Source organism: Bordetella genomosp. 5 (assembly GCF_002261475.1).
In the GTDB taxonomy this organism is placed as follows: domain Bacteria; phylum Pseudomonadota; class Gammaproteobacteria; order Burkholderiales; family Burkholderiaceae_B; genus Bordetella.
In genome coordinates, this window is the sequence record NZ_NEVN01000005.1 from 149,081 (window position 1) to 169,866 (window position 20,786).

The 20,786-nt window shown below is 69.8% G+C and carries 18 protein-coding genes; 14 read left to right on the forward strand and 4 right to left on the reverse strand.

Annotated elements, in window-relative coordinates; genetic code table 11:
• The first annotated feature begins 123 nt into the window (after window positions 1-123).
• From CEK29_RS10805 to CEK29_RS10815, 3 genes are all read left to right on the forward strand, one after another.
• On the forward strand, window positions 124-1,134 hold the full coding sequence (locus tag CEK29_RS10805) for a tripartite tricarboxylate transporter substrate-binding protein (protein ID WP_094858068.1): 1,011 nt from the start codon (window positions 124-126) through the stop codon (window positions 1,132-1,134).
• Between the two features lie 106 nt (window positions 1,135-1,240).
• Complete coding sequence (locus tag CEK29_RS10810) at window positions 1,241-1,666, forward strand: polyhydroxyalkanoate granule-associated phasin (protein WP_094858069.1); 426 nt, start codon at window positions 1,241-1,243, stop codon at window positions 1,664-1,666.
• Between the two features lie 210 nt (window positions 1,667-1,876).
• Window positions 1,877-4,915, forward strand: a complete 3,039-nt coding sequence (locus CEK29_RS10815) for a PAS domain-containing sensor histidine kinase (protein ID WP_094858070.1) — start codon at window positions 1,877-1,879, stop codon at window positions 4,913-4,915.
• Between the two features lie 87 nt (window positions 4,916-5,002).
• Here CEK29_RS10815 and CEK29_RS10820 read toward each other — a convergent pair whose 3' ends face one another.
• Window positions 5,003-5,380 carry a response regulator gene (locus CEK29_RS10820; RefSeq protein ID WP_094858071.1) on the reverse strand — a complete coding sequence of 126 codons (378 nt, stop codon included), beginning with the start codon at window positions 5,378-5,380 and terminating at the stop codon, window positions 5,003-5,005.
• Between the two features lie 277 nt (window positions 5,381-5,657).
• Between CEK29_RS10820 and CEK29_RS10825 the strand changes: the two genes are divergently transcribed.
• From CEK29_RS10825 to CEK29_RS10840, 4 genes are all read left to right on the forward strand, one after another.
• On the forward strand, window positions 5,658-6,203 hold the full coding sequence (locus CEK29_RS10825; protein ID WP_094858072.1) for a sigma-70 family RNA polymerase sigma factor: 546 nt from the start codon (window positions 5,658-5,660) through the stop codon (window positions 6,201-6,203).
• Entirely contained in the window at window positions 6,203-7,189 is a 987-nt protein-coding gene (locus CEK29_RS10830; protein ID WP_094858073.1) for a FecR domain-containing protein, read from the forward strand. Before CEK29_RS10825 ends, CEK29_RS10830 begins: the two co-directional genes overlap by 1 nt.
• Before the next feature lie 86 nt (window positions 7,190-7,275).
• Complete coding sequence (locus tag CEK29_RS10835; RefSeq protein ID WP_255176130.1) at window positions 7,276-9,711, forward strand: TonB-dependent siderophore receptor; 2,436 nt, start codon at window positions 7,276-7,278, stop codon at window positions 9,709-9,711.
• Window positions 9,708-11,027, forward strand: a complete 1,320-nt coding sequence (locus tag CEK29_RS10840) for a PepSY-associated TM helix domain-containing protein (RefSeq protein WP_176456880.1) — start codon at window positions 9,708-9,710, stop codon at window positions 11,025-11,027. Before CEK29_RS10835 ends, CEK29_RS10840 begins: the two co-directional genes overlap by 4 nt.
• Window positions 11,028-11,082: 55 nt before the next feature.
• Here CEK29_RS10840 and CEK29_RS10845 read toward each other — a convergent pair whose 3' ends face one another.
• Genes CEK29_RS10845 through CEK29_RS10855 form a run of 3 tightly spaced genes read right to left on the reverse strand, consistent with a single transcriptional unit; the run spans window position 11,083 to window position 14,780 of the window.
• Window positions 11,083-12,846, reverse strand: coding sequence for an ABC transporter ATP-binding protein (locus tag CEK29_RS10845; protein ID WP_094858076.1), 1,764 nt, complete (start codon window positions 12,844-12,846; stop codon window positions 11,083-11,085).
• Between the two features lie 25 nt (window positions 12,847-12,871).
• Window positions 12,872-13,738, reverse strand: coding sequence for an ABC transporter permease (locus tag CEK29_RS10850; RefSeq protein ID WP_094799761.1), 867 nt, complete (start codon window positions 13,736-13,738; stop codon window positions 12,872-12,874).
• A 28-nt stretch (window positions 13,739-13,766) separates the two neighbouring features.
• On the reverse strand, window positions 13,767-14,780 hold the full coding sequence (locus CEK29_RS10855) for an ABC transporter permease (RefSeq protein WP_094858077.1): 1,014 nt from the start codon (window positions 14,778-14,780) through the stop codon (window positions 13,767-13,769).
• Window positions 14,781-15,110: 330 nt separating this feature from the next.
• Here CEK29_RS10855 and CEK29_RS10860 point away from each other — a divergent pair, with 330 nt between their 5' ends.
• From CEK29_RS10860 to CEK29_RS10890, 7 genes are all read left to right on the forward strand, one after another.
• Window positions 15,111-15,884, forward strand: coding sequence for a transporter substrate-binding domain-containing protein (locus CEK29_RS10860; RefSeq protein ID WP_094858187.1), 774 nt, complete (start codon window positions 15,111-15,113; stop codon window positions 15,882-15,884).
• A gap of 10 nt (window positions 15,885-15,894) precedes the next feature.
• Entirely contained in the window at window positions 15,895-16,632 is a 738-nt protein-coding gene (locus tag CEK29_RS10865; RefSeq protein ID WP_094858078.1) for an amino acid ABC transporter permease, read from the forward strand.
• The gene (locus CEK29_RS10870) at window positions 16,622-17,440 is read left to right on the forward strand and encodes an amino acid ABC transporter permease (RefSeq protein WP_094858079.1); all 819 of its coding nucleotides are present in this window, start codon (window positions 16,622-16,624) and stop codon (window positions 17,438-17,440) included. Before CEK29_RS10865 ends, CEK29_RS10870 begins: the two co-directional genes overlap by 11 nt.
• Window positions 17,427-18,248 (forward strand): amino acid ABC transporter ATP-binding protein, encoded by an 822-nt coding sequence (locus CEK29_RS10875; RefSeq protein ID WP_094858080.1) that lies wholly within the window; start codon window positions 17,427-17,429, stop codon window positions 18,246-18,248. Before CEK29_RS10870 ends, CEK29_RS10875 begins: the two co-directional genes overlap by 14 nt.
• 83 nt (window positions 18,249-18,331) lie before the next feature.
• Complete coding sequence (locus tag CEK29_RS10880; RefSeq protein ID WP_249279012.1) at window positions 18,332-19,018, forward strand: cysteine dioxygenase family protein; 687 nt, start codon at window positions 18,332-18,334, stop codon at window positions 19,016-19,018.
• On the forward strand, window positions 19,015-20,235 hold the full coding sequence (gene metC, locus CEK29_RS10885) for a cystathionine beta-lyase (protein ID WP_094858081.1): 1,221 nt from the start codon (window positions 19,015-19,017) through the stop codon (window positions 20,233-20,235). Before CEK29_RS10880 ends, metC begins: the two co-directional genes overlap by 4 nt.
• A 191-nt stretch (window positions 20,236-20,426) precedes the next feature.
• Window positions 20,427-20,777 carry a VOC family protein gene (locus tag CEK29_RS10890; RefSeq protein WP_094799767.1) on the forward strand — a complete coding sequence of 117 codons (351 nt, stop codon included), beginning with the start codon at window positions 20,427-20,429 and terminating at the stop codon, window positions 20,775-20,777.
• Window positions 20,778-20,786: the final 9 nt, after the last annotated feature.

The window sequence follows — 20,786 nt, forward strand, 5'->3', positions numbered from 1 at the left end:
GGCGCGATCCTATCCTGCCTGCATGACAACGCGCCATCCGGACGAGGGCACGAGCAACCGAGATCGGTCTCCCTGTCCCGACCGCGTATTCCACCCGAACGTGTTCTACGCAGGAGCAGCAGCATGAACCGCAAGACGTTTTTGAAAAGTGGGCTCGGTGCCGTCCTGGCCGTGGCGGCCGGACTGGCGCTGTGGTCGGGCTCGGGCGCCGCGCCGGTCCCCGGCGAGGATGCCGCGCGCTTTCCGAACCGCCCGGTCAAGATCATCGTGCCGGTCTCGGCGGGCGGGAGTGCCGACAAACTCGCCCGTACGATCGCGCTGCGGTTGGGCGAGAGGTGGCAGCAGAGCGTGGTGGTCGAGAATCAGCCCGGCGCGAGCAGCGCCATCGGCAATGCCGCGGTCGCGCATGCGAGGCCGGATGGCTACACGCTGTTGCTGAGCGGCGACTCGCTTTCCCTCAACGCGCTGCAGAGCAGCCGCGGCTACGATCCGCAACGCGACCTCACCGGCGTCACCAAGGCGGTCACCAATCCGCAGCTCCTGGTGGTGCGGCCGGGCCTGGGTGTGAAGACCTTCGAGGAGTTTGCCGAACTGGTACGCAAGCGCCCGGGTGAAGTCACGCTGGCGCTGCCGGGTGGCACCGGCAGCCTGCAACACCTGGCGGTGGAGCTGCTGAACGAGCGGATCGGCGCCAGGACCAACCAGATTCCGTATCCGGGCGGCGGCCCGGCCTCGCTGGATCTGCTGGGCGGCCACGTCGACGCGATGCTGATCACACTGGCCGCCGCGACCGAAAACGTGCGCACCGGCAAGTTGATCGCGCTGGCGGTCACCACCCGCTATCGTTCCAAGGCGCTGCCCGATGTGCCCACGCTGCAGGAGGCGGGGCTGCCCGGCTACGAAGTGGAGAGCTGGCAGGGGCTGTCGGCGCCGGCCGGTACGCCGCGCCCGGTGATCGACCGCATCAATCGCGACGTGGTCGCCGTGCTGCGCGAGCCCGAGACCGCCACTTTGCTCGAGAACCTGGGCTTCACGCTCGCGGCCACGCCCGCACAGGACGTCGACCGCACCGTGGCCGAGGACATCGCGACCTATCGCCGGGTGCTGGCCGGCGCCGGCGTCGCGCTGAAATGATTCCGCGATGTTGCATTGCGGCATGGCGCTTGCTGCGCCCGGGGGCACGCACCTCCACCGCGGCCGGCTCGGCCACGAACGGTGCGGTCCTCGAGGAGTTTCCGCCATGGCATCCCGACGTCGCGGCAGTGCCGCATCGCTATCCCGCAATACCGCCGAACTGGCGCTGGCCGCGCCGCAGGTCATCGCGCATCGAATGACCCGGCTGGCGTTGGCGGGCCACCCGTGGTCGGAACGCGACCGCAAGGAATTCACGCTCATGGGCATGGAAAAGGCCGGCGCCTTCGCGCAGGCCTGGAACGCGATGGCCTGGGCCAGCATGGTGAGCGGCCAGACGCTCGCGCTGCAGTGGTGGGCGGCCTGCTTCGCCCCGTGGCTGGGCTCGCGCAATACCGGCCAGTTCGTCCGGCAGTGGCAACAGGCGGGGCTGGGCGTGCTGGGCAAGGGGCTGGCGCCGATCCACGCCAAGGCGACGGCGAACGCGCGCCGCCTGGCAAGCACGCCGCTGTTGCCGGTGGGCCGGGGGCGGTGAGCGGGATACCGGACGTCGTATCCGCGGCACGCTTTATGCGGTAACACGGCGGTCCATGAACGCTTACCCGCCTCGTCGCGGGTCGCCCGCGGGGCTTGGCCGGCGCTTCGCCATCACCGCGTCGCGGCGTTCCATCTAGAATCAGGGAAACGCGCATCCGACGGACCGATCGAGTCCGGGCATGCTGACCCGAGGTCGAGACGGAATCCGATGGCCGCAAGTGTAGATCCCTCACACGAATTGCAGTACCAGCAGGAAGTACGCCAGCGCTTTGGCGTACTGCCCAACTTCTTTCGTGCATTGCCCGGCGCTTACGACCGCGTGCATCCGCTCTGGCGGTTCGCCCGCTCGGCTTATATCGACAACCCGCTGCCGTCCCTCTTCAAGGAGCGGCTGTTCGTCTACCTCTCCCGTTTCTGCCGCACGCGCTATTGCATCGTGCGCCATACGGGCTTTCTGGCCGGGCAGGGCCACCCCGCCGGCGATCCGCAAGCCGTGCCGCTCAGCATGGAGGCGATCCTGTGGTTGCTGCGGCGGCCCGTGCCCGATGCGTCGGCCGCCGAGCGCTCGCTGCGGGCCCTCGAGGCGTATCCCACGCCGGGGCCCTTGCCCGAACCGGGCTCGCATCTCGACACGCAGCTCTATGACGCGCTGACGGTCATGTTCCTCGCGCCCGAGCACGCGCGACGGGCCGGCGCGGCGGTGCGCGAGTTGATCGGCGACGTTTATTACGAGCCGGTGAACGCGCTGCTGGCCTATACTCGCGCGGCCCATCACTGGAGCGATACGCATCCTGAGCTCGAAATCGAGCCGGACATGGTCGAATTCCTGGGGCGCCATCGCGAGCTGGCCCAGCTGCTGTACGACCCCGAAGAGGCGGCCGCCGCCAGCATCAGCCTGCAATTGCGCCGCGCGCAGGACGACCTGGCGCACGCCGAAGACGCGCTGCAGCACAGCGAAGACCGCTACATCGGCCTCATCGAAGGGATCGCGCAGGCGATCTGGGAAACGGACCGCCACGGACGGATCGTGGCCGACAGCCCGAGCTGGCGGCGCTATACCGGCCAGACCGTGGAGCAGTGGCTCGATAACGGCGGGCTCATCGCGATCCATCCCGAAGATCGGGCGCTGGCCGATGGCGCCTGGCGCGAGGCGCTTGCGCATGGCACGAACGTGGACGCGGAGTTCCGGCTCTGGCATGCCGCCAGCCATGGCTACCGCTGGACCAACGTGCGCGCCGCGCCCGTGCGCGCGGCCGACGGCAAGATCGTCAAGTGGCTCGGCATGAACCTCGATATCGACGAGCGTAAACAGGCCGAGGCCCGGCTGCGCGAGCGCGAGGCCGATCTGGCGCGGGTTCAGCGCATCGGCGAAGTGGGCGGCGTGGACATCGACGTGGCCGGCGGCCTGCGCAGCTGGCGTTCGCCCGAATATCTGCGCCTGCACGGGCTGCCGCCGCATTCGATCGAAGAGTCGCACGAGCAATGGCTGGCGCGCCTGCATCCCGAAGACCGGTTGCGCTCGCAACGGATCCTGATGGATGCGCTGGCCGGTAACGCCACGTTCTACGACAACGAATATCGCATCATCCGGCCTTCCGACGGCGACACGCGCTGGATCCACGCACGCGCGGACATCGAACGCGATGCGCAGGGCCGGGCCGTGCGCCTGGTGGGCGCCCACCTCGACGTCACCGAGCAAAAGCGGCTGCAGCAGGCGCTGCACGAGCGGGAAGAACGCCAGCGCATGCAGCTCAAGCTGGCCGACGCGCTGCGTCCGCTGGCGTCGCCGCAGGCCATCCAGCGCGAGGCCGCGCGCCAGTTGGGCGAGTATCTCGGCGTGGACCGCGCCTTCTACGCCGAAATCGACCCGGCCGGGTCGGTGACGGTGAACGCCGAATATCGGAGCGACCTTGCGAGCGCGATACCCACGCAATTCCGCCTTGATGAGTTCGGCATCGGGCCGTGCACGGCGCTGGGCAACGGACGCACCCTGGCGGTACGCGATGTCGAACAGTGGGACTTGCTGTCGCCGCTGGACCTGCCCGCGTATCTGCGCGTCGGCGTGGCAGCGCTCATCAAGGTGCCGCTCGTGAAGGAGGGGCGGCTGGTGGCCTTTCTGGGCGTGCATCAGGACGCGCCGCGCGACTGGAGCGCCGGCGATGTCGCGCTGCTCGAAGAAGTGGCCGAGCGCACCTGGGCCGCCGTGGAGCGCGCGCGCGCCGAAAGCGCGCTGCGCGAGAGCGAGGATCGTCTGCGCAGCGCGGTCGAGGTGGGCCAGCTGGGCCTCTGGGACTGGAATCTCCTGACCGGCGAAATGCACTGGTCGGACCAGCTGTACCGCATGGCGGGCTACGTGCCGGGCGACGTGGTGCCCAGCTACGAGGCCTGGATGACGCCCATTCATCCCGACGATCGCGGTGCGGCCGAAGCGGCACTGCGCAACGCCATGGGGGCGCACGGCGACTACGTGCAGGAGTTCCGCGTGGTGCATCCGGACAAGTCGGTGCACTGGCTGTACGGGCGCGGCCGGTTCTTTTACGACGTGGCCCGCCGGCCGGTGCGCATGATCGGCGCCACCGTCGAGACCACCGAGCGGCGCGACTTCGAGGACCGGCAGCGGGTGCTGGTGGCCGAGCTGCAGCATCGCACGCGCAATCTGCTCGCGGTGGTGCGCTCGATGGCCGACAAGACGGTGCGTTCCAGCGTGAATCTGCGCGATTTCCGGCGCCGCTTCGGCGACCGCCTGGATGCCCTGGGCCGCGTGCAGGGCCTGCTGTCACGCCTGAACGATCACGACCGGGTGGCGTTCGATGAGCTGATCCGCGAGGAGTTGTCCGCCATCGAAGGGCATTCGAGCCGGGTGACGCTCGAGGGCCCGAGCGGCGTGCGGCTGCGCTCGTCGACCGTGCAGATGTTGGCGATGGCCGTGCACGAACTGGCGACCAATGCCGTGAAATACGGCGCGCTGGGCCAGCCGCGCGGACGCCTGGCCGTGAGCTGGCGCCTGGAGCCGCACGGCGAGCACGGCAAGCCCTGGCTGCACATCGATTGGCGCGAAAGCGGCGTCGTGATGCCGGCACCCGACGCGGCCCCGCGAGGCTCGGGCCAGGGCCGCGAGCTGGTCGAGCGCGCGTTGCCGTATCAGCTGCATGCCCGCACCACGTTCACGCTGGGCGAGGACGGCGTGCATTGCCTGATTTCGCTGCCGGTATCGAACACGCAGGCACACGACGCGGAAGGGGACTGAGGCGGCGGCGCCCGTGCGCGCCGCGCTGATGGCGCGTCGGGCGCAGCGGCGTCGGGTGCAGCGCGCCGCCGTTCCCGCGCGCAGGCGTCAGGCTGCCGTCTCGATGATGCGGGCGATGCCGCCCAGCATCGCGGCCGTGTTGTAAGGCTTGACGTAGCGTTCCACCTGCTTGAAGCGTGGCGGAATCGACGAGGCGTCGTAGCCGGTGGTGAAGACGAAGGGGATCCCCCGCGCGGCGAGCTCGTCGGCGAGCGGGAACACGGCCTGGCCGCCCAGGTTCACATCGAGAATGGCGGCGTCCACGGCAAGGCCGTCGCGCACCTGCCGCAGCCCGTCGTCGACGTTGCCGATCATGCCGGCCACGACGGCGCCGGCATCTTCGAGTTCGTACTGCAGAAACTCGGCAATCATGTACTCATCTTCGACGATCAGAATGCGCCGATCGCGCAGACTCTCTTCTGTCATTTCCGCTCCGGAACCCATCTTGTTGAGAAATCTCCTCGTCTATCGCGGCGCGTACGCCTTCTCGCTGCGCTGAGCATACCCCAGAGCGCGCGATGCGCGAGGCGGCGCCGGTGTGGGGACGCGGCGCCGAGTGGCGCACGCGGCATGTTTCGTGCCTGCGCCTCGCGCCGGCAAGATCTGCCGCGCGGCGACGCGTGTGTGGTCGGCGTCGGAAGGGGTCGCCGGCGCCGCCGCGCTTGTGTAATAATAAATATCATTATCAACACGAGTGCCCCCCGTGCCGGACCGCGAGCACGCAGCCGGCGCGACGGTATCGGCTCTCTACAGCGCTCATTGCGGGTGGCTGCAGAGCTGGCTCCATCGGCGGCTGCACGACCACCACCAGGCTGCCGACCTCAGCCATGACACGTTTCTGACCTTGCTGGCCCGGCGCCAGCCGGTTACCGACGTGCGTGAGCCGCGCGCCTTTCTGAGCACGATCGCGCGCGGCCTGCTGGTCGACTTCTGGCGTCGGCGCGACATCGAACAGGCCTGGGCCGAGACGCTGGCCGCGCGCCCGGAAGAGACCCATCCTTCGCCCGAGGTCCAGTTGCAGGCGCTGCAGGCATTGGTGGAGATCGACCGCACCCTGCAACGTCTGGGCGCGCGCGCCCGTGCCGCTTTCCTGATGCACAAATTGCATGACATGACCCACGCCGCGATCGCGGCTGAGCTGGGCGTGTCCGAACGCACGATACGCGGCGACATCGCGCGCGCCATGCTGTGTTTCCTGCGCGACGCGCCGGCCGCCGGGCCCGCGGCCGCGGACGGAGCGCCATCCTGATGCGCGCGCAGGCTGTCGCCCAAAACCGCGTGCTCGAAGCCGCCGCGCATTGGTACGCCGTGCTCAGTTCGGGTGCGCCGAGCGAGCGCGAACGCGCCGACTGGCGTGCCTGGCTCGCCGTCGACCCGGCGCACCGCACGGCCTGGCAACGGGTCGAAGCGATCAGCGCGGGCTTCGAGGCGCTGTCGGCCCAGTCCCTGAGCCGCGAGGCCAGCCTGGCTGGCCTGGAGGCGGCCGCCAAGGGGCGCCGCGACCGGCGCCGCCTGCTTTCGCTGGCGCTCATCGCCGGCGCGACCGGCGGACTGGCCTGGGGCGTCGCGGGAACGCCGGTCGGGCGCCGCACGCTGGCCGCGTGGCGCGCCGACCTGAGCACGCCGGTGGGCGGCTCGCACGATGTCACGCTGGCCGACGGCACCCGCGTTCAACTCAATACCGACACGGCGTTGCGCGTCGATTATTCGGCCGCGCTGCGCCGCCTGGTGCTGCTGCGCGGCGAAATCATGATCTCGACGGCGAGCGATCCCGCGCGGGCCTTCGTGGTGGACACCGCCGAGGGGCGTATGCAGGCGCTCGGGACCCGCTTCAACGTGCGCAGCCTGGACGGCGAGACCACGCTGGCGGTGTTCGAGGGGGCGGTGCAGGCGCATTTTGCCGACGGCGCGCCCGCGGGCTATCGCGTCGATGCGGGCATGCGGGTGCGCGGCGGCGCGCACGGCGTCGCGGCGCCCTCGCAGGCCACGCCGCAGGACAAGAACTGGACCCGCGGCATCCTGCAGGTCGAAGACATGCCGCTGGCCGAGGTGCTGGCGGAGCTGGGGCGTTACCGGCGCGGCCACCTCGGCTGCGACGACGCGGTGGCGTCCATCCCCGTGACCGGCACCTTTCCCCTGCGGGATCCCGAGCGCGCGCTGCGCATGCTGGCGGAAGGCCTGTCGCTGCGGGTCAGCCAGCCCCTGCCGTGGTGGACGCGCCTGCAGCGCGCGTGAACGCCCGGCTGTTACAAAATCGTTTGCCGCTTTCGCGTCGCTCATCCGGCCTATAGGCACTCAACACCCTGTAGCGGACGCGTGGCATGCTCATCTCTTCTCGTAATTCCCCGATCTCTTCCTCGCGACCGGCCTGGCGGCCAGGCCGGTACGCGGCGCTGACCCTCGCGGCCAGCCTGACCCTGTGCGCCTGGCCGGTGATGGCGCAGGCGCAGGCGGCGGGCGCCGCCGCGCAGGTGCGGCAGTTCGACATTCCGGCCGGCCCGCTGGCGCAGGTGCTGAACCGGTACTCCGCCGAGGCCGGCCTGTTCGTGAGCAGTCACGGGGATCTCACCAGCGGGCGGCGCAGCCCGGGCGTGCGCGGTAGTTACTCGCCGCAGGCGGGCCTCACGGCGCTGCTGGCGGGCACCGGCTTGCAGGCCGATCGCCTGCCTGACGGCGGATACGTGCTACGCCAGGCGCGCCAGGACATCGTCGAGCTCGCCCCGATCGGCGTGACGGGCTACCACGAACGGCCCGATGGTCCCGTGTTCGGCGTGGCGGCCACCCGCAGCGCCACGGGCACCAAGACCGACACCCCCATCATCGAGACGCCGCAATCGATCTCGGTGGTGAGCTCCGCGCAGATGCGCGATCAGAAGCCGCAGACGCTGCAGGAGGCGCTGGGGTATACGCCGGGCATCATGCCGGGCGTCGTGTCCGTGAACTCGATGTTCGAAGACACCATGAGCATCCGGGGCTTCGAGGCCAACCCGCAGACCGGCAGCTATTACCGCGACGGCATGCGCTACATGATCAACCAGTACAACGGCAAGCAGGAGCCGTACGGGCTGGAGCGTATCGAGGTGCTGCGCGGACCTTCCTCGGTCCTGTACGGCGCCGCCGCGCCCGGCGGCATCATCAACACCGTGACCAAGCGTCCACCCTCCGAAGCGATGGGCGAGATCAATCTGGATGCCGGCAGCTTCGATCGGCGCCAGATCTCGGCCGACATCGGCGGCCCGATCGACGAGGCGGGGGAGTGGTCGTACCGCGTGACGGGTCTGTTCCGCGAGAGCAAGCAGTTCCTCGACCACAGCAAGGACAACCGCAGCTACTTTGCGCCGGCGCTCACGTGGCGCCCCTCTGCCGCCACGTCGGTGACCTTGCTGGCGAACTACCAGCGCAGCGATACGCTCTATCCGCCGGCGGTACCGGTGACCGGTACGCTCTGGACCAACCCCAACGGCGATATCCCGCGCCGGCGCTTTCTTGGCGAGCCGAACCACAACACGTTCGATGTGGAGTCGACTTCGGCCGCGCTGCTGATCGAGCATGCGTTCGACGACACGCTGAAGTTCCGCCAATCGCTGCGGTATTACGACGCCGATCTCAAAATGCGCTACGTGCTCTTGAGCGGTGACGTCGATGCGGCCACCCAGCGCCGGGTGGCGCGCCAGGCGCGCGGCTTCGACGATCGCACCACGGTGCAGACCTCCGACACCAACCTCGAGAAGAAATTCCAGACCGGCCCCGTGGCGCATACCGTTCTGGCCGGTTTCGACTACACACGTTCCACCTACAACAGCGACCGGCTGCGCGGCGCGCTGCCGGCCATCGATGTCTACAACCCTGTGTATCAGAACGAGGTGATTGCGTTGCCGTGGCAACAACGGCGCAACACCGAACATCGCCTGGGGCTGTACCTGCAGGATCAGCTCAAGCTTGCCGACAAGGTCGTCGTGCTGCTGGGCGGACGCTACGATCGGGCGCGCGCCGAGAACCGCGCGCTTCACGCGCCGGGCAGCGATGCGCAGGATCGCGATTCGGCCTTCACGGGCCGTGCCGGGGTGGTCTACCTGGCGGACAACGGTCTCGCGCCGTATGCCAGCTTCAGCCAGTCGTTCGAGCCTACCAGCGGACGTGATCGCAACGAGAACACGTTCGAGCCCAGCCGCGGCACGCAGTACGAGATCGGGCTGCGCTACCAGCCGGCCGGTGAAGACATGATGCTGAGTGCGGCGCTGTTCGACCTGGAGCGCAAGAACGTGCTGACGGCGGATCCGTTCGATCCGACCTTCTCGGTGCAGACCGGCAAGGTGCGCTCGCGCGGTCTCGAACTCGAGGCTCGCGCCCGGGTCACGCCGCAGATCGACGTGATCGCCGCGTATACCTTCACCGACGCGAAAGTGCTGAAGAGCAATGTGCCGGGCGAGGAGGGCGAGCGCTTCAACACGCCGCGTCATGTGGCTTCGCTGTGGACCGATGTGAATCTGTCGAAGTGGGTGCTGCAGGGGCTGAAGGCCGGTGCGGGTCTGCGCTACGTGTCCGCGCGCCCGGACCGGCCCTCGCGCGACTGGCTGGGTGGCGCGGGCTACACCGTGGTGGATGCGCGGGTGAGCTACGAGACCGGGCCGTGGGTCTACGCCCTGAACGTCACCAACCTCACCGACAAGACCTACATTCCGTCGACTTGCTACACCGGCACGTGCAGCTACGGTGAACCCCGCCGCATCATCGGGACGGTGAGCTACCGCTGGTGATTCCCGTGCGAGGCGCGCTGGTACGCCTGCATCGCTGGACCGGCCTGGTCCTGGCCGGCTTCCTCGTCGTGGTCGGCCTGACCGGAATTCCCCTCGCCTGGTACGGCGATCTCGACCGGGCCACCGCGCCCGGGCTGCATGACGCCGCGGCGCCCGCGCCGGGCGTCGCGCCGCTCGATGTCCTGGTCCTGCGCGAACGCGTGCGGCAGGCGTGGCCCGGGGCGCTGATGCCCGCCACGCCGCTGTCGGTGCCCGCCGGCGGCACGCTCGCCTTTCCGGTATGGGCGCAGACCGGCGAGGGCGCGCCCGTGCTGCACGAGGTGTTCATCGATCCCTACACCGGCGAGATCCGCGGCGACCGCCGCTGGGGCGACGCCAGCCAGGGCCTGCGCAATCTGATGCCGGTGCTGCATCGTATTCATGCGGCTCTGATGGTGGAGGGCGTGGGCGAGCTGCTGCTGGGCATCGTGGCCTTGCTCTGGACGCTGGACGGCTTCGTCGGCGCCTGGCTGACGCTGCCCGCGCGCGCGGCCGCGCGTCCGGGCGCGCCGGGCTGGTGGCAACGCTGGCGGCCGGCCTGGCAGCTGCGCCTGCGGTCCGGCGCGCACAAGCGCAATTTCGATCTGCATCGGGCCGGCGGGCTGTGGCTGTGGGGCGCGCTCACGGCCATGGCATGGAGCAGCGTGGCGCTGAGCCTGCCCCAGGTGTACGACCCGGTGATGCGGCAGGCGCTGGCGTATCAGCCGGATCCGCGGCGGCAGGCGGCTAGTCCGCAGCGCGTCGATGGGACAGGCGCGGGGGCACCGGCCACCGGTGCGCCGGCCGCCGGTACGCCGGCCGCCGGTGCGCCGGCCGCCGCCTCCACCGCGGCGCGCTCGGGGCCATCGGCGCCGATGGAGACGGAAGCGGCGCGGGCCGTGGGCCGTCGATTGATGGCGGGGCTCGCGGCGCACGAGGGCTTCGAGGTGCGGCGCGAGCATTGGCTCGCCCTCGACGCGCGCCGCAATCTGTACCGCTATACCGTGGTCAGCACGCGCGATCTGCGCGAACGCAGTGGCGCCACGTCGGTCTACTTCCGCGCCGATAGCGGCGACGAGGTGGGCCACTTCCTGCCGCGGGGGCGCGCGGCCGGCGACAGCGTCAAGCATTGGCTGACCAGCCTGCACATGGCCGCGATGTGGGGCTGGCCGCTGCGCGTGGCCGTGGCGCTGGTCGGCCTCGTGACCGTCTTGCTGAGCGTCACCGGCGTGTGGCTCTGGGCCAAGCGCCGCCGGGCCCAGGCCCTGGCGCGCCAACGGCAGCGTCCGCGCGCATAGGCGCTGCGCCGGGTGCGCGCGGCGGAGAGCCGCGGCGATCCCGCGCGATCCCGGGTCAGGCCCGGCGCTGCCGGGGCACCTCGTCCTGCGCGCCGGGCATCGCGGCGAGCAGCTCGCGGGTGTAGGGATGGCGCGGATCGTGCCAGAGCGCGTCGGGCGTACCCTGGTCGACGATACGGCCGGCCTGCATCACCATCACGCGATCGCAGAAGTAGCGCACCACGGCCAGGTCATGCGAGATGAACAGGTAGCTCAGGCCGAGCTCGGCCTTCAGGTCCGACAGCAGATTGAGAATCTGCGCCTGCACCGAAACGTCGAGCGCCGACACGGGTTCGTCGAGCACCAGCAGCCGGGGCCGCACGATGAGCGCACGCGCGATGCCGATGCGCTGGCGCTGGCCGCCCGAAAACTGATTGGGATAGCGGCGCGCCGCGTCGGCCGGCAGCCCCACCTGACGCAGGATCTGCTCGGTGCGCGCCGCGCGTTCGTGACGGTCGCGGACCCCGTGCGCCTTCTGTACGGCGCCGAGGATGGTGCCGACGCTATGGCGCGGATTGAGCGAGGCGTACGGATCCTGGAACACCATCTGCACCTGGCGACGCCAAGGCTTGAGGTCGCGTTCGCGCAGCGCAAGCAGGTCGGTGCCGTCGAAGCGCGCGTGGCCCGCGTGGGCGGGCGTCAGTCGCAGCAGCGTGCGCGACAGCGTCGATTTGCCGCAGCCGGACTCACCGACCAACCCCAGGGTTTCGCCGGGCCAGACGTCGAGATCGACGCCGTCGACCGCCATGACCGGGCCGCCGCGCCCCTCGTAGCGGGTCTGCAGGCCGCGCACGCTGAGCAACGGAGCGGGGGCCTGCGCTACGACAGCCGCAGCGCCGGCCGCCGGTACGCCGGCCGCCGGTACGCCGGCCGCCGCCCTCGCGGCCGCGCGCTGCACCACCTCGAATTCCCGCGGCGTGCCGTCGGCATCGCGTCGCACCCGGATCTCGGGCAGCCGTTCACTGCGGGCGCGCGCATCGATGCGCGTGTGCAGCGAGGCCGCGAGCAGTCCGCGCGTATACGCGTGGGCCGGCGCGGCGTACAGGCGTTGCACCGGCGCCCGCTCGACGGCCACGCCGTCGTGCATCACGACGACCTGATCGGCGCGCTCGCGCACCACGCCGAGGTCGTGCGTGATGAGCAGCAGCCCCATGCCCAGGTCGTGGCGCAGCTCGTCGAGCAGGGCCAGGATCTGCGCCTGCACGGTCACATCGAGCGCGGTCGTGGGCTCGTCGGCGACGAGCAGGCGCGGCCGGCACGCGATCGCCATCGCGATCATCACGCGCTGGCGCTGACCGCCCGAGAGCTGATGCGGATAGTCGTGCAGCCGTTGTGCCGCGCGTGGGATGCGCACGCGTTCGAGCAGCTCCAGCACGCGCGCGTGCCGCGCGGCGCGGTCCAGGTCTTCGTGGCAACGGATGGCCTCGGCGATCTGGGCGCCGATGGTGTGCACCGGGTTCAGCGAGGTCATCGGCTCCTGGAAGATCATGGCGATGTCGCGGCCGCGCAGGCGGCGAAAGGCCGGCTCGGGCAGATCGTGCAGGGCTTGGCCGTCGAGGTGCATCGCGCCCGCCACCGCGGCGCCCGGCGCGAGCAGCCGCAACAGGGCGAGCGCGGTGGTGGACTTGCCGCAGCCCGACTCGCCGACCAGCGCCAGGGTCTGGCCCGCGGCCAGCGTCAGGTTCAGGCCGCGCACGGCATGGTGGACGCCGCCGGGCGTGGCGAAACGGACGTGCAGGTCGGAGACCTCGAGAAGCGGCGGGAGAACGAAACGGGTCATGCGAGGGAACACTCCGGGGCGGGCGTCAGCGCGACAGCCTGGGGTTGAAGGCGTCGTTGGCGGCGTCGCCCAGCAGATTGAGGGCGAGCACCGTCGCCACGATGGACAGGCCGGGCAGGGCGGCGAGGTACCAGGCCGTGCGCAGCATCTCGCGTGCGTCGCCGATCATGCTGCCCCACGACATCACGTTGGGGTCGCCCAGGCTCATGAAGGACAGGGCGGATTCCATCAGGATGGCATTGGCCACCAGCACGGAGGTGGTCACGATGATGGGCGGCAGCGCATTGGGCAGGATCTCGGCGAGCACGATGCGCGCATGACCATAGCCTTGCGCGCGCGCCGCCAGCACGAACTCCGCGTGCACCAGCGAACGGAACTCCGCCCGGACCAGCCGCGCCACCACCGGCCACGACGACACGCCGATCGCCAGCGCGATCACGGCCACGGAGGGCTGCGCGATGGCCACGATCACGATGACGAGCAGGAATGCGGGAATCGTCTGGAACAGCTCGGTGATGCGCACGAGCACCCGGTCGGCCCAGCCGCCGAAATAGCCGGCCGCGGCGCCGACGGCCACGCCGATCGTGAGCGAGAGCGCGGCGGCCGCGAGGCCGACCAGCAGCGACACGCGCGCCCCGTGCGCGAGGCCCGCGGCCACGTCCCGGCCCATGGTGTCGGTGCCCAGCGGGTAGGCCGCGTCGGCGCCCGGCCAGGTCAGCGGCGTGCTCACCATGTCGAGCGGATCGGCGGGAAACAGCCAGGGCGCCGTCAACGCGGCGCCGGCGACGACGGCCAGCAGTGCCAGGCCGACGAGCGCGGCGGGGTTGACCAGGAAGCGGCCGAGCGCGGTGGCGCGCCAGGGGGCGGGTCGGGCGAGTGCGGTGAGGCTCATGGGTGTCCAGTCTTGGCGTGGGGGGACGTCAGCGGCTGCGGACGCGCGGGTCGAGCGCGGTCTGGGCGAGGTCCACCACGATGTTGGCGACGATCACGAGCAGCGAGGAGAGGATGAGGATGCCCATGAGCACCACGTAGTCGCGGGCCATCACCGATTCGTAGGCGAGGCGGCCCAGACCGGGCCAGCTGAACACGGTTTCGACGACCACGGCGCCGCCCAGCAGCGTGCCGAAGTTCAGGCCGGCCACCGTCAGCACCGGCATCAGCGCGTTGCGCAGGATGTGCCGCAGCGTGACTGCCAGCGGCGCCAGGCCCTTGGCGCGCGCGGTGCGCACGAAGTCCTGGCGGCTGACCTCCAGCATCGAGGCGCGGGTCAGCCGCGCGAAGATCGCCACATAGAAGCCCGCGAGCGCCAGCGTGGGCAGGATCAGATGGCGCGCCACGTCCAGCACGTGCGCGAGCCCGTGGGCGTCGCCGCCCAGCGTGCCCACACCGCCCGGTGGCAGCCAGCCCAGTTGCACCGACAACAGAATGATTGCCATCAGGCCGAGCCAGAAGCCGGGCGTGGAATACAGCAGCAGCGCCGCGAGCGACAGGATGCGGTCGGGCCAGCGGCCCACGAAGGTGGCCATGACCGTGCCGAGCACGAGACCCGCGAGCAGGGCGGCGCCGAGCGCGGTGCTCATCAGCAACGCCGTGTTGCCGATGCGGCTCGCGATCAGGTCCACGACCGGGGTGTTGTAGCGCGGCGACAGGCCGAGGTCGAGCCGCAGCAGGTGATGCAGATAGTTGCCCAGCTGCTGCAGCATCGGCAGGTCCAGGCCGAAGTGTTTGCGGGTGGCGGCCATGCTGTCGGCGGTGGCCGAGCCGGATTCGGCGGCGATCACGTCGGCGGCGTCGCCCGGAATGGCCTGCATCAGGAAGAAGCTCAGCAGGATCACACCCACGACCGTGGGCAGGGCGTGCAGCAGCGCACGGCCCGCCGCGCGAGTCAGCACGGGCAGGCGCGAGGGGCGGGCGGAGACGGAGAAATCAGGCATCGGAACGGCCGGGCAGGGGGAAGGCAACGGACTGCCGATCGTAGAAGGGGCCCCGGGGGCGCGGCTACGAAGCAAAGCGCATATGCAAAGTCGGAATGCGCGCCCCGTCACGCCAGCGCCCGCTCATATCCATAGTTGAAAGCGTTCTTTGTCTTGCCGGCCGGCGGACCGCACGATGGGCGCACTTTCCGACTTGCTTCAATCGACCTGCGAGGTGATGTACTCATGGCACGACAAGAATTCCAACGCCGTTCGGCCTCCCGCCGCCTGCATCGTCAGGCGCGCCGTGTCGCGTGGCGCGCGGGCGCGGCGCTGGGCCTGCTGCTCGGCATGGGGCTGGCGCATGCCGACGCCACGCAGGACAAGATCCGCGAGCGCGGCAAGGTCACGATCGGCGTGCTCGCCAACGGCGGCGTGTTCGGTTCGCTCGATCCCTCGACCCAGCAACTGGTGGGCTGGAATCCGGAGCTGGCGCGCAAGTTGGGCGAAGGCCTGGGCGTGCCGGTGGAGCTGGTGCAGGTGCAGACGCCCACTCGGGTGCAGTTCCTGATCTCGGGCAAGGTCGATCTGCTGATCGCCTCGATGGAGCTCAATCCCGATCGTGCCGAGATCCTGGGCTATGCCCCGACGCCGTTCTATCGCGTGGGCGGCGCGGCCGCCACGCGCAAGAACAGCGGCATCAAGACCTGGGAGGACCTGCGCGGCAAGCCGGTGTGCGTGTCGCAGGGCTCGAGCTACGCCAAGCCACTGGCGGGCGAGTATGGCGCGGAGGTCAAAGGCTACAAGACCTCATCGGACTCGCTGCTCGCGCTGAAGGGCGGGCTGTGCGTGGCGGCCGTGCATGATTCCACGCTGATCCATCCGCTGCTCAAGAGCAACGCCGAATGGGCGGATTTCCATGCGCCCATCACCACGGAAATCCTGCCGGCCAACTCGGTCGTCTGGACCCGCAAGGGCGAGACGGACACCATCGCCGCGGTGGACAAGGTGATCCGCGAATGGCACCGCAGCGGCTGGCTCATCGAAACCGAGAAGCGCCTGGGCATCACGCCGCCGCAGCCCTATCTGCAGGAGCTGCACGAACAGGCCGGAAAGGGCAGCTGAGCGTGACGGCATGACGCAATCTCTTCTCGAAAGCTGGGTGTCGTTCGCCCGCCCGCTCGGCCTGAACTATACGTTCGTGCTCGACGCGGGCGAGCGCGCGGCCTTCGTGCGGGGCCTGTGGGTGACGCTGCAGCTCTGCGTGGCCGCGATACCGGCCAGCCTGTTCTTCGGCGTGCTGATCGCGGCCGGCCTCACGAGCGGGCGGGCCTGGCTGGTGCGCCCGCTCACCGCCTTCGTGGAAGTGACGCGCAACACGCCCACGCTGGTGCAGCTGTATTGCGCGTTTCTCGTGCTCAACATGCTGATTGCGCAGAAGCTGGAGGGGGGCAACCCCATCACGCCGTTCATGTGGGTGGTGCTGGTCGTCGCGCTGCACAAGGCGGTGTTTCATGCCGAGGCGCTGCGCGCGGGCATCGAGGCCGTGCCGGCGGTCACGCTCGAGGCGGCGCGCTCGCTGGCCTTCTCGCGCGGCGAGATCCTGTGGCGGGTGCAGTTGCCGCTCGCCCTGCGCTTCGCGCTGCCGGCCCTCGTCAACAATCTGGTGGACCTGGTGAAGATGACGGCGATCGCGTCGGCCATCGCGGTGGGCGATGTCACGTACGAATCCATCATGATCTGGTCGCAGCGCGACAACGTGCTGGAGCTGCTGCTGCTCATCCTGATCTACTTCGGCCTGCTGACCTGGCTGGTCAGCGCGGCGGGGCGGTGGCTCGAACAACGCCTGAGGATGCCCGGTTATGGCCAATGACACGACGCTGTCGCTGCCGCGCGCGGGCGGTCTGAACACGGCGGTGCGTGGCGTGCTCGCCGACCCGTGGGTGCTGACCTTGATCGGGCTCGCGCTGCTGGCGGCCTGGTGGGCGGCGTCGGACACGACCCCGGCCGCCGTGGAGCGGCTCTGGTACTGGTGGCCCGCGCTGCTGCGGGGACTGGGCATGAACGTGCAGATCAGCCTGCTGGCAATGGCGCTCGGCACGTTGCTCGGCCTGGTGGTCGGCGCGATATCGCTGTCGCCCGTGGCGCCGCTGCGCGGCCTGACCCGCGCCTATGTGCTGGTGTTCCGCAACGCGCCCATCCTCGTGCTCGTGTACTTCACCACCTACGTGTTTCCGTTCGAGGTGTCGGTGGCGCGCTGGGTGCTGCCGTTCCCGGACTGGATCAAAGTGGTGATCGGCCTCGCGCTGCCGGCCTCGGCCAACGTCGCGGAGATTTTTCGCGGCGCGGTGCAGTCGATCCCGGCCGCGCAGTGGGAGGCCTCGCAGTCGCTCGGGTTCGCCCGCACGCAGATCTTTCGCATGGTCATTCTGCCGCAGTGCCTGCGCCGGATGTTGCCGCCCTGGATGAATCTCTACGCCAGCATCACGATGAGCACGGCGCTGGCCTCGCTGGTGGGCGTGCACGACGTGGTCGACACCGCCACGGTGGCGAGCAACACGGTCAATCGCACCGACTTCACGATCCTCATCTATTTCACGCTGTTGGCGCTCTTCTTCGCCTACTGCTATCCCATCGCGCGTTTCACGCGCCACCTGGAGCGGCGTCATGCCCGACACTGACACCCTGGTCCGGCTCGCCGACGTACATCTCGCCTTCGGTGACACCGCCGTGCTCGACGGCATCGATATCACCGTGCGCCGCGGCGAGGCGGTCTCGATCATCGGGCCGTCCGGCTCGGGCAAGTCGACCATCCTGCGCTGCATCACCGGCCTGCTGCGGCCGCAACAGGGCGACATCCACGTCGACGGTGTCGACGTGCGGTCGCTGCGCCGCGAACGCGAGCTGATCGCGCTGCGCAAGCGCGTGGGCTTCGTGTTCCAGCAGTACAACCTGTTCCCGCATATGAGCGTGCTCGAGAATCTGGTCGCCGCGCCGATCAAGGTGGGCGGCGTCCCGCGCGCCCAGGCGCAGGCGCGGGCTCACGCGCTGCTGGCCCGCGTGCGCATGGAGCACAAGGCCGGCGCCTATCCCGGCGAGCTTTCGGGCGGGCAGCAGCAGCGCGTGGCGATCGCGCGCGCGCTGGCCCTCGCGCCCGAGCTGATCCTGTTCGATGAAGTGACGTCCGCGCTCGACCCGGAGATGGTGGGGGAGGTGCTGACCGTGATCCGCGATCTGGTCGACGATGGGCTGACCTGCGTGCTGGTCACGCACGAGATGCGTTTTGCCGAGGAAGTGAGCGACAACGTGTACTTCACCGAGGCGGGGCGCATCGTCGAATCGGGGCCGCCCGGCCAGCTCTTCGGTGCTCCCCGCAACGAGCGCACGCGCGCCTTCCTGCAGCGTGCGAGCGGGGCCGCCGCGCCCCGGCGCCGGCCCGATCCCTTTGCCCGTCTATTGGATTTCAACCCCCGGCATCTGGCGGTCTAGGCGTTTGTCTTTCGCCATGCCCATGCCCATGAACCCCGCCTTCGCGCGACGGCGATCCGCCGCGCGCTCATGAGGAGTCTGTAATGACTGTTTCCGTGCCTGCTTCCCAGGCGAACCCGGCCCATCCGGCGGCTGCCGCCGCGGCCGGGTCTCGCACACCGCGCCGCGCCAGTGTCGACGCCGCGCTGGCCGATATTCGTCTCATCCTCGCCGCGCAGGCGGTGGAGGGTGAGCCGCTCAACCGCGCCACGCTGGCGCAGGTGTCGCAGCGCCTGGAAGCGCTGGCGGCCGAGCGCCATCTCTTCCCCGCCAGCGAGTTTCCGGCGCCGGGTGCCGGTGCGAGCGAGTCCTCCACCCGCTATCGCCTCAATCCGGATGACGGCGACGACGACGTGGCGCTGTACCTGAACGCCATCAATCCGGGCAAGACCACGGTGCCGCACAACCACACGACGTGGGCCGTCATCGTGGCGCTGTCGGGCGCGGAACTCAACCGGGTGTACCGTCGCACCGACGATGGCCTGCGGCCGGATCGCGCCGACATCGAGCAGGTCCGCGAGGTCGTGGTCGAGCCGGGTCAGGCAATCGCCTTTCTGCCCGACGACATCCACAGCATTCATGTGTTCGACGGCGCGCCCACGCTGCACTTTCACCTGTATGGCCGGCCGCTCGAGACGCTCTCGGGCCGCATCGGCATCCGCCCCGGCACGGGCGAAATCATCAACTACAACGCCAGCCAGATGACGCCGAGCGTGGAGGTACGGACATGAGCCAGGCTCACGACATTCCGGCGCGCGCGGATCTGCGCACGCGTCTCATCCATGCCGGCACGCCGGACCTGAAGGACGGCGCCGGGCCGGTGAATGTGCCGGTCGTGCGGACCAGCACCGTGCGCTTTGCCGACAGTGCCGCGCAGCACCGGTTGCAGGCGCAACGCGGCGCCGGCGAGCGCGTGGCCACGTACGGCCGCCATGGCCTGGATACGCATGCCGCGCTCGAGGAAGCGATCACCACGCTGGAGGGCGGCTACCGCACGCTGCTGGCGCCCTCGGGCCTGTCGGCCATCACGCTGGTGTTTCTCGCGCTGCTCAAGCCCGGCGACCATGCGCTGGTGAGCGACAGCGTGTATGCGCCGGTCCGCAAGGTCGACCGCGTGTTGCTGGCGGAGCGCGGCATCACGGTGGAATACTTCACGCCGGGCCGCGACGCGCTCGAATCCCTGCTGCGTCCTCGCACGCGGCTGCTGTATCTCGAGTCGCCCGGCTCGCTGCTCTACGAAGTGCTGGACCTGCCCGCGCTGGCCGCCCAGGCGCGCGAGCACGGCGTGCTGGTGGCCGTCGACAACACCTGGGGCGCGGGTCTGCATTACCAGCCGCTGGCGCTCGGCGCCCATTTCTCGATCCAGGCCGCCACGAAATACCTGGCCGGGCATTCCGACGTGATGATGGGATCCGTGACCGCCAGCAACGTGGAACATTTCGACCGCCTCGCCGCCACGCACGATGCGCTGGGACTGGCGGTCGGGCCCGACGACGCCTACCTGACGCTGCGCGGCATCCGCACGCTCGACGTGCGCCTGACGCGGCACCAGGCCAACGCCACCGAGGTCGCCGGGTATCTGGCCCAGCATCCGGATGTGGTGCAGGTCTACTATCCGCCGCTGCCGCAGGATCCCGGGCATGCGCTCTGGCAGCGCGACTTCAGCGGCGCCAATGGCCTGTTGACGTTCGCGTTCGCGCAGATCGATCCGCGCGCGGCGGGCGTGTTCGTCGATGCGCTGCGCACCTTTTCGATCGGGGCGTCGTGGGGTGGTTACGAGAGTCTGGCGCTCGAGGCCGCGCCCGAGCGGCTGGGCGAGCATACGGGCTGGCCGGGCGGGCGCAGCGCCGTGCGGCTGCACATCGGCCTCGAGCATCCGGACGACCTCATCGCCGACCTCGAACAGGCATTTGCGGCCGTGCGCGAGCGCCTGCGGCGCAGTGCATGAGACAGGTGCATCGCGGCCCACGGCGGGGCGGGGGCGGGTGCCTGTCGGGGCCCCGCCAGCCTACCGTCGGCTATATCGTTAGACCGCCGCGTCCTTAAGTCTCGCGCTCATGTAGACCGGATTACATCCTCTTTGTTTTTCATGGGCCTGCGTGCCTATCATGTGCCTGGTTCAGCAGCAGGAATCCAGGCATGTCCACCATTTTGTCCATCGAGTCCGTCCAACTCTCTTTCGTGGCGCGCCAGGCAGGCGCCGTCCGCGAGTTCTATCGCCACATTCTCGGCTTGCACGAGGTGGCGGGCGAGGGCGACGCACGCCTGACCTTCGCGCTGGGCAACGCCACGCTGTCGCTATCGCCGGTGGCGAGCCGCAGCGCCGGCGTGAAAGCCGACTATCTGGCCTTGCGTACGGATGCCTTCGAGCAGGTACGAGATCGCCTGCAGGCCGCCGGCCATCATCCCGTCTGTTCGGTGCCGGACGCGGCCGAGCGCGTCATGTATGTCAAAGACCCCAGTGGCAATCAACTCGCGCTGCTGGGCTGAGGCCGGCCG

Excerpts from the sequence above, each read along its gene's own strand:
- CEK29_RS10805 (WP_094858068.1), top strand. The coding sequence starts at position 124 with ATGAACCGCAAGACGTTTTTGAAAAGTGGGCTCGGTGCCGTCCTGGCC.
- CEK29_RS10810 (WP_094858069.1), top strand. The coding sequence starts at position 1,241 with ATGGCATCCCGACGTCGCGGCAGTGCCGCATCGCTATCCCGCAATACC.
- CEK29_RS10815 (WP_094858070.1), top strand. The coding sequence starts at position 1,877 with ATGGCCGCAAGTGTAGATCCCTCACACGAATTGCAGTACCAGCAGGAA.
- CEK29_RS10820 (WP_094858071.1), bottom strand. The coding sequence starts at position 5,380 with ATGACAGAAGAGAGTCTGCGCGATCGGCGCATTCTGATCGTCGAAGAT.
- CEK29_RS10830 (WP_094858073.1), top strand. The coding sequence starts at position 6,203 with ATGCGCGCGCAGGCTGTCGCCCAAAACCGCGTGCTCGAAGCCGCCGCG.
- CEK29_RS10835 (WP_255176130.1), top strand. The coding sequence starts at position 7,276 with ATGCTCATCTCTTCTCGTAATTCCCCGATCTCTTCCTCGCGACCGGCC.
- CEK29_RS10845 (WP_094858076.1), bottom strand. The coding sequence starts at position 12,846 with ATGACCCGTTTCGTTCTCCCGCCGCTTCTCGAGGTCTCCGACCTGCAC.
- CEK29_RS10850 (WP_094799761.1), bottom strand. The coding sequence starts at position 13,738 with ATGAGCCTCACCGCACTCGCCCGACCCGCCCCCTGGCGCGCCACCGCG.
- CEK29_RS10855 (WP_094858077.1), bottom strand. The coding sequence starts at position 14,780 with ATGCCTGATTTCTCCGTCTCCGCCCGCCCCTCGCGCCTGCCCGTGCTG.
- CEK29_RS10860 (WP_094858187.1), top strand. The coding sequence starts at position 15,111 with ATGGGGCTGGCGCATGCCGACGCCACGCAGGACAAGATCCGCGAGCGC.
- CEK29_RS10865 (WP_094858078.1), top strand. The coding sequence starts at position 15,895 with ATGACGCAATCTCTTCTCGAAAGCTGGGTGTCGTTCGCCCGCCCGCTC.
- CEK29_RS10870 (WP_094858079.1), top strand. The coding sequence starts at position 16,622 with ATGGCCAATGACACGACGCTGTCGCTGCCGCGCGCGGGCGGTCTGAAC.
- CEK29_RS10875 (WP_094858080.1), top strand. The coding sequence starts at position 17,427 with ATGCCCGACACTGACACCCTGGTCCGGCTCGCCGACGTACATCTCGCC.
- CEK29_RS10880 (WP_249279012.1), top strand. The coding sequence starts at position 18,332 with ATGACTGTTTCCGTGCCTGCTTCCCAGGCGAACCCGGCCCATCCGGCG.
- metC (WP_094858081.1), top strand. The coding sequence starts at position 19,015 with ATGAGCCAGGCTCACGACATTCCGGCGCGCGCGGATCTGCGCACGCGT.
- CEK29_RS10890 (WP_094799767.1), top strand. The coding sequence starts at position 20,427 with ATGTCCACCATTTTGTCCATCGAGTCCGTCCAACTCTCTTTCGTGGCG.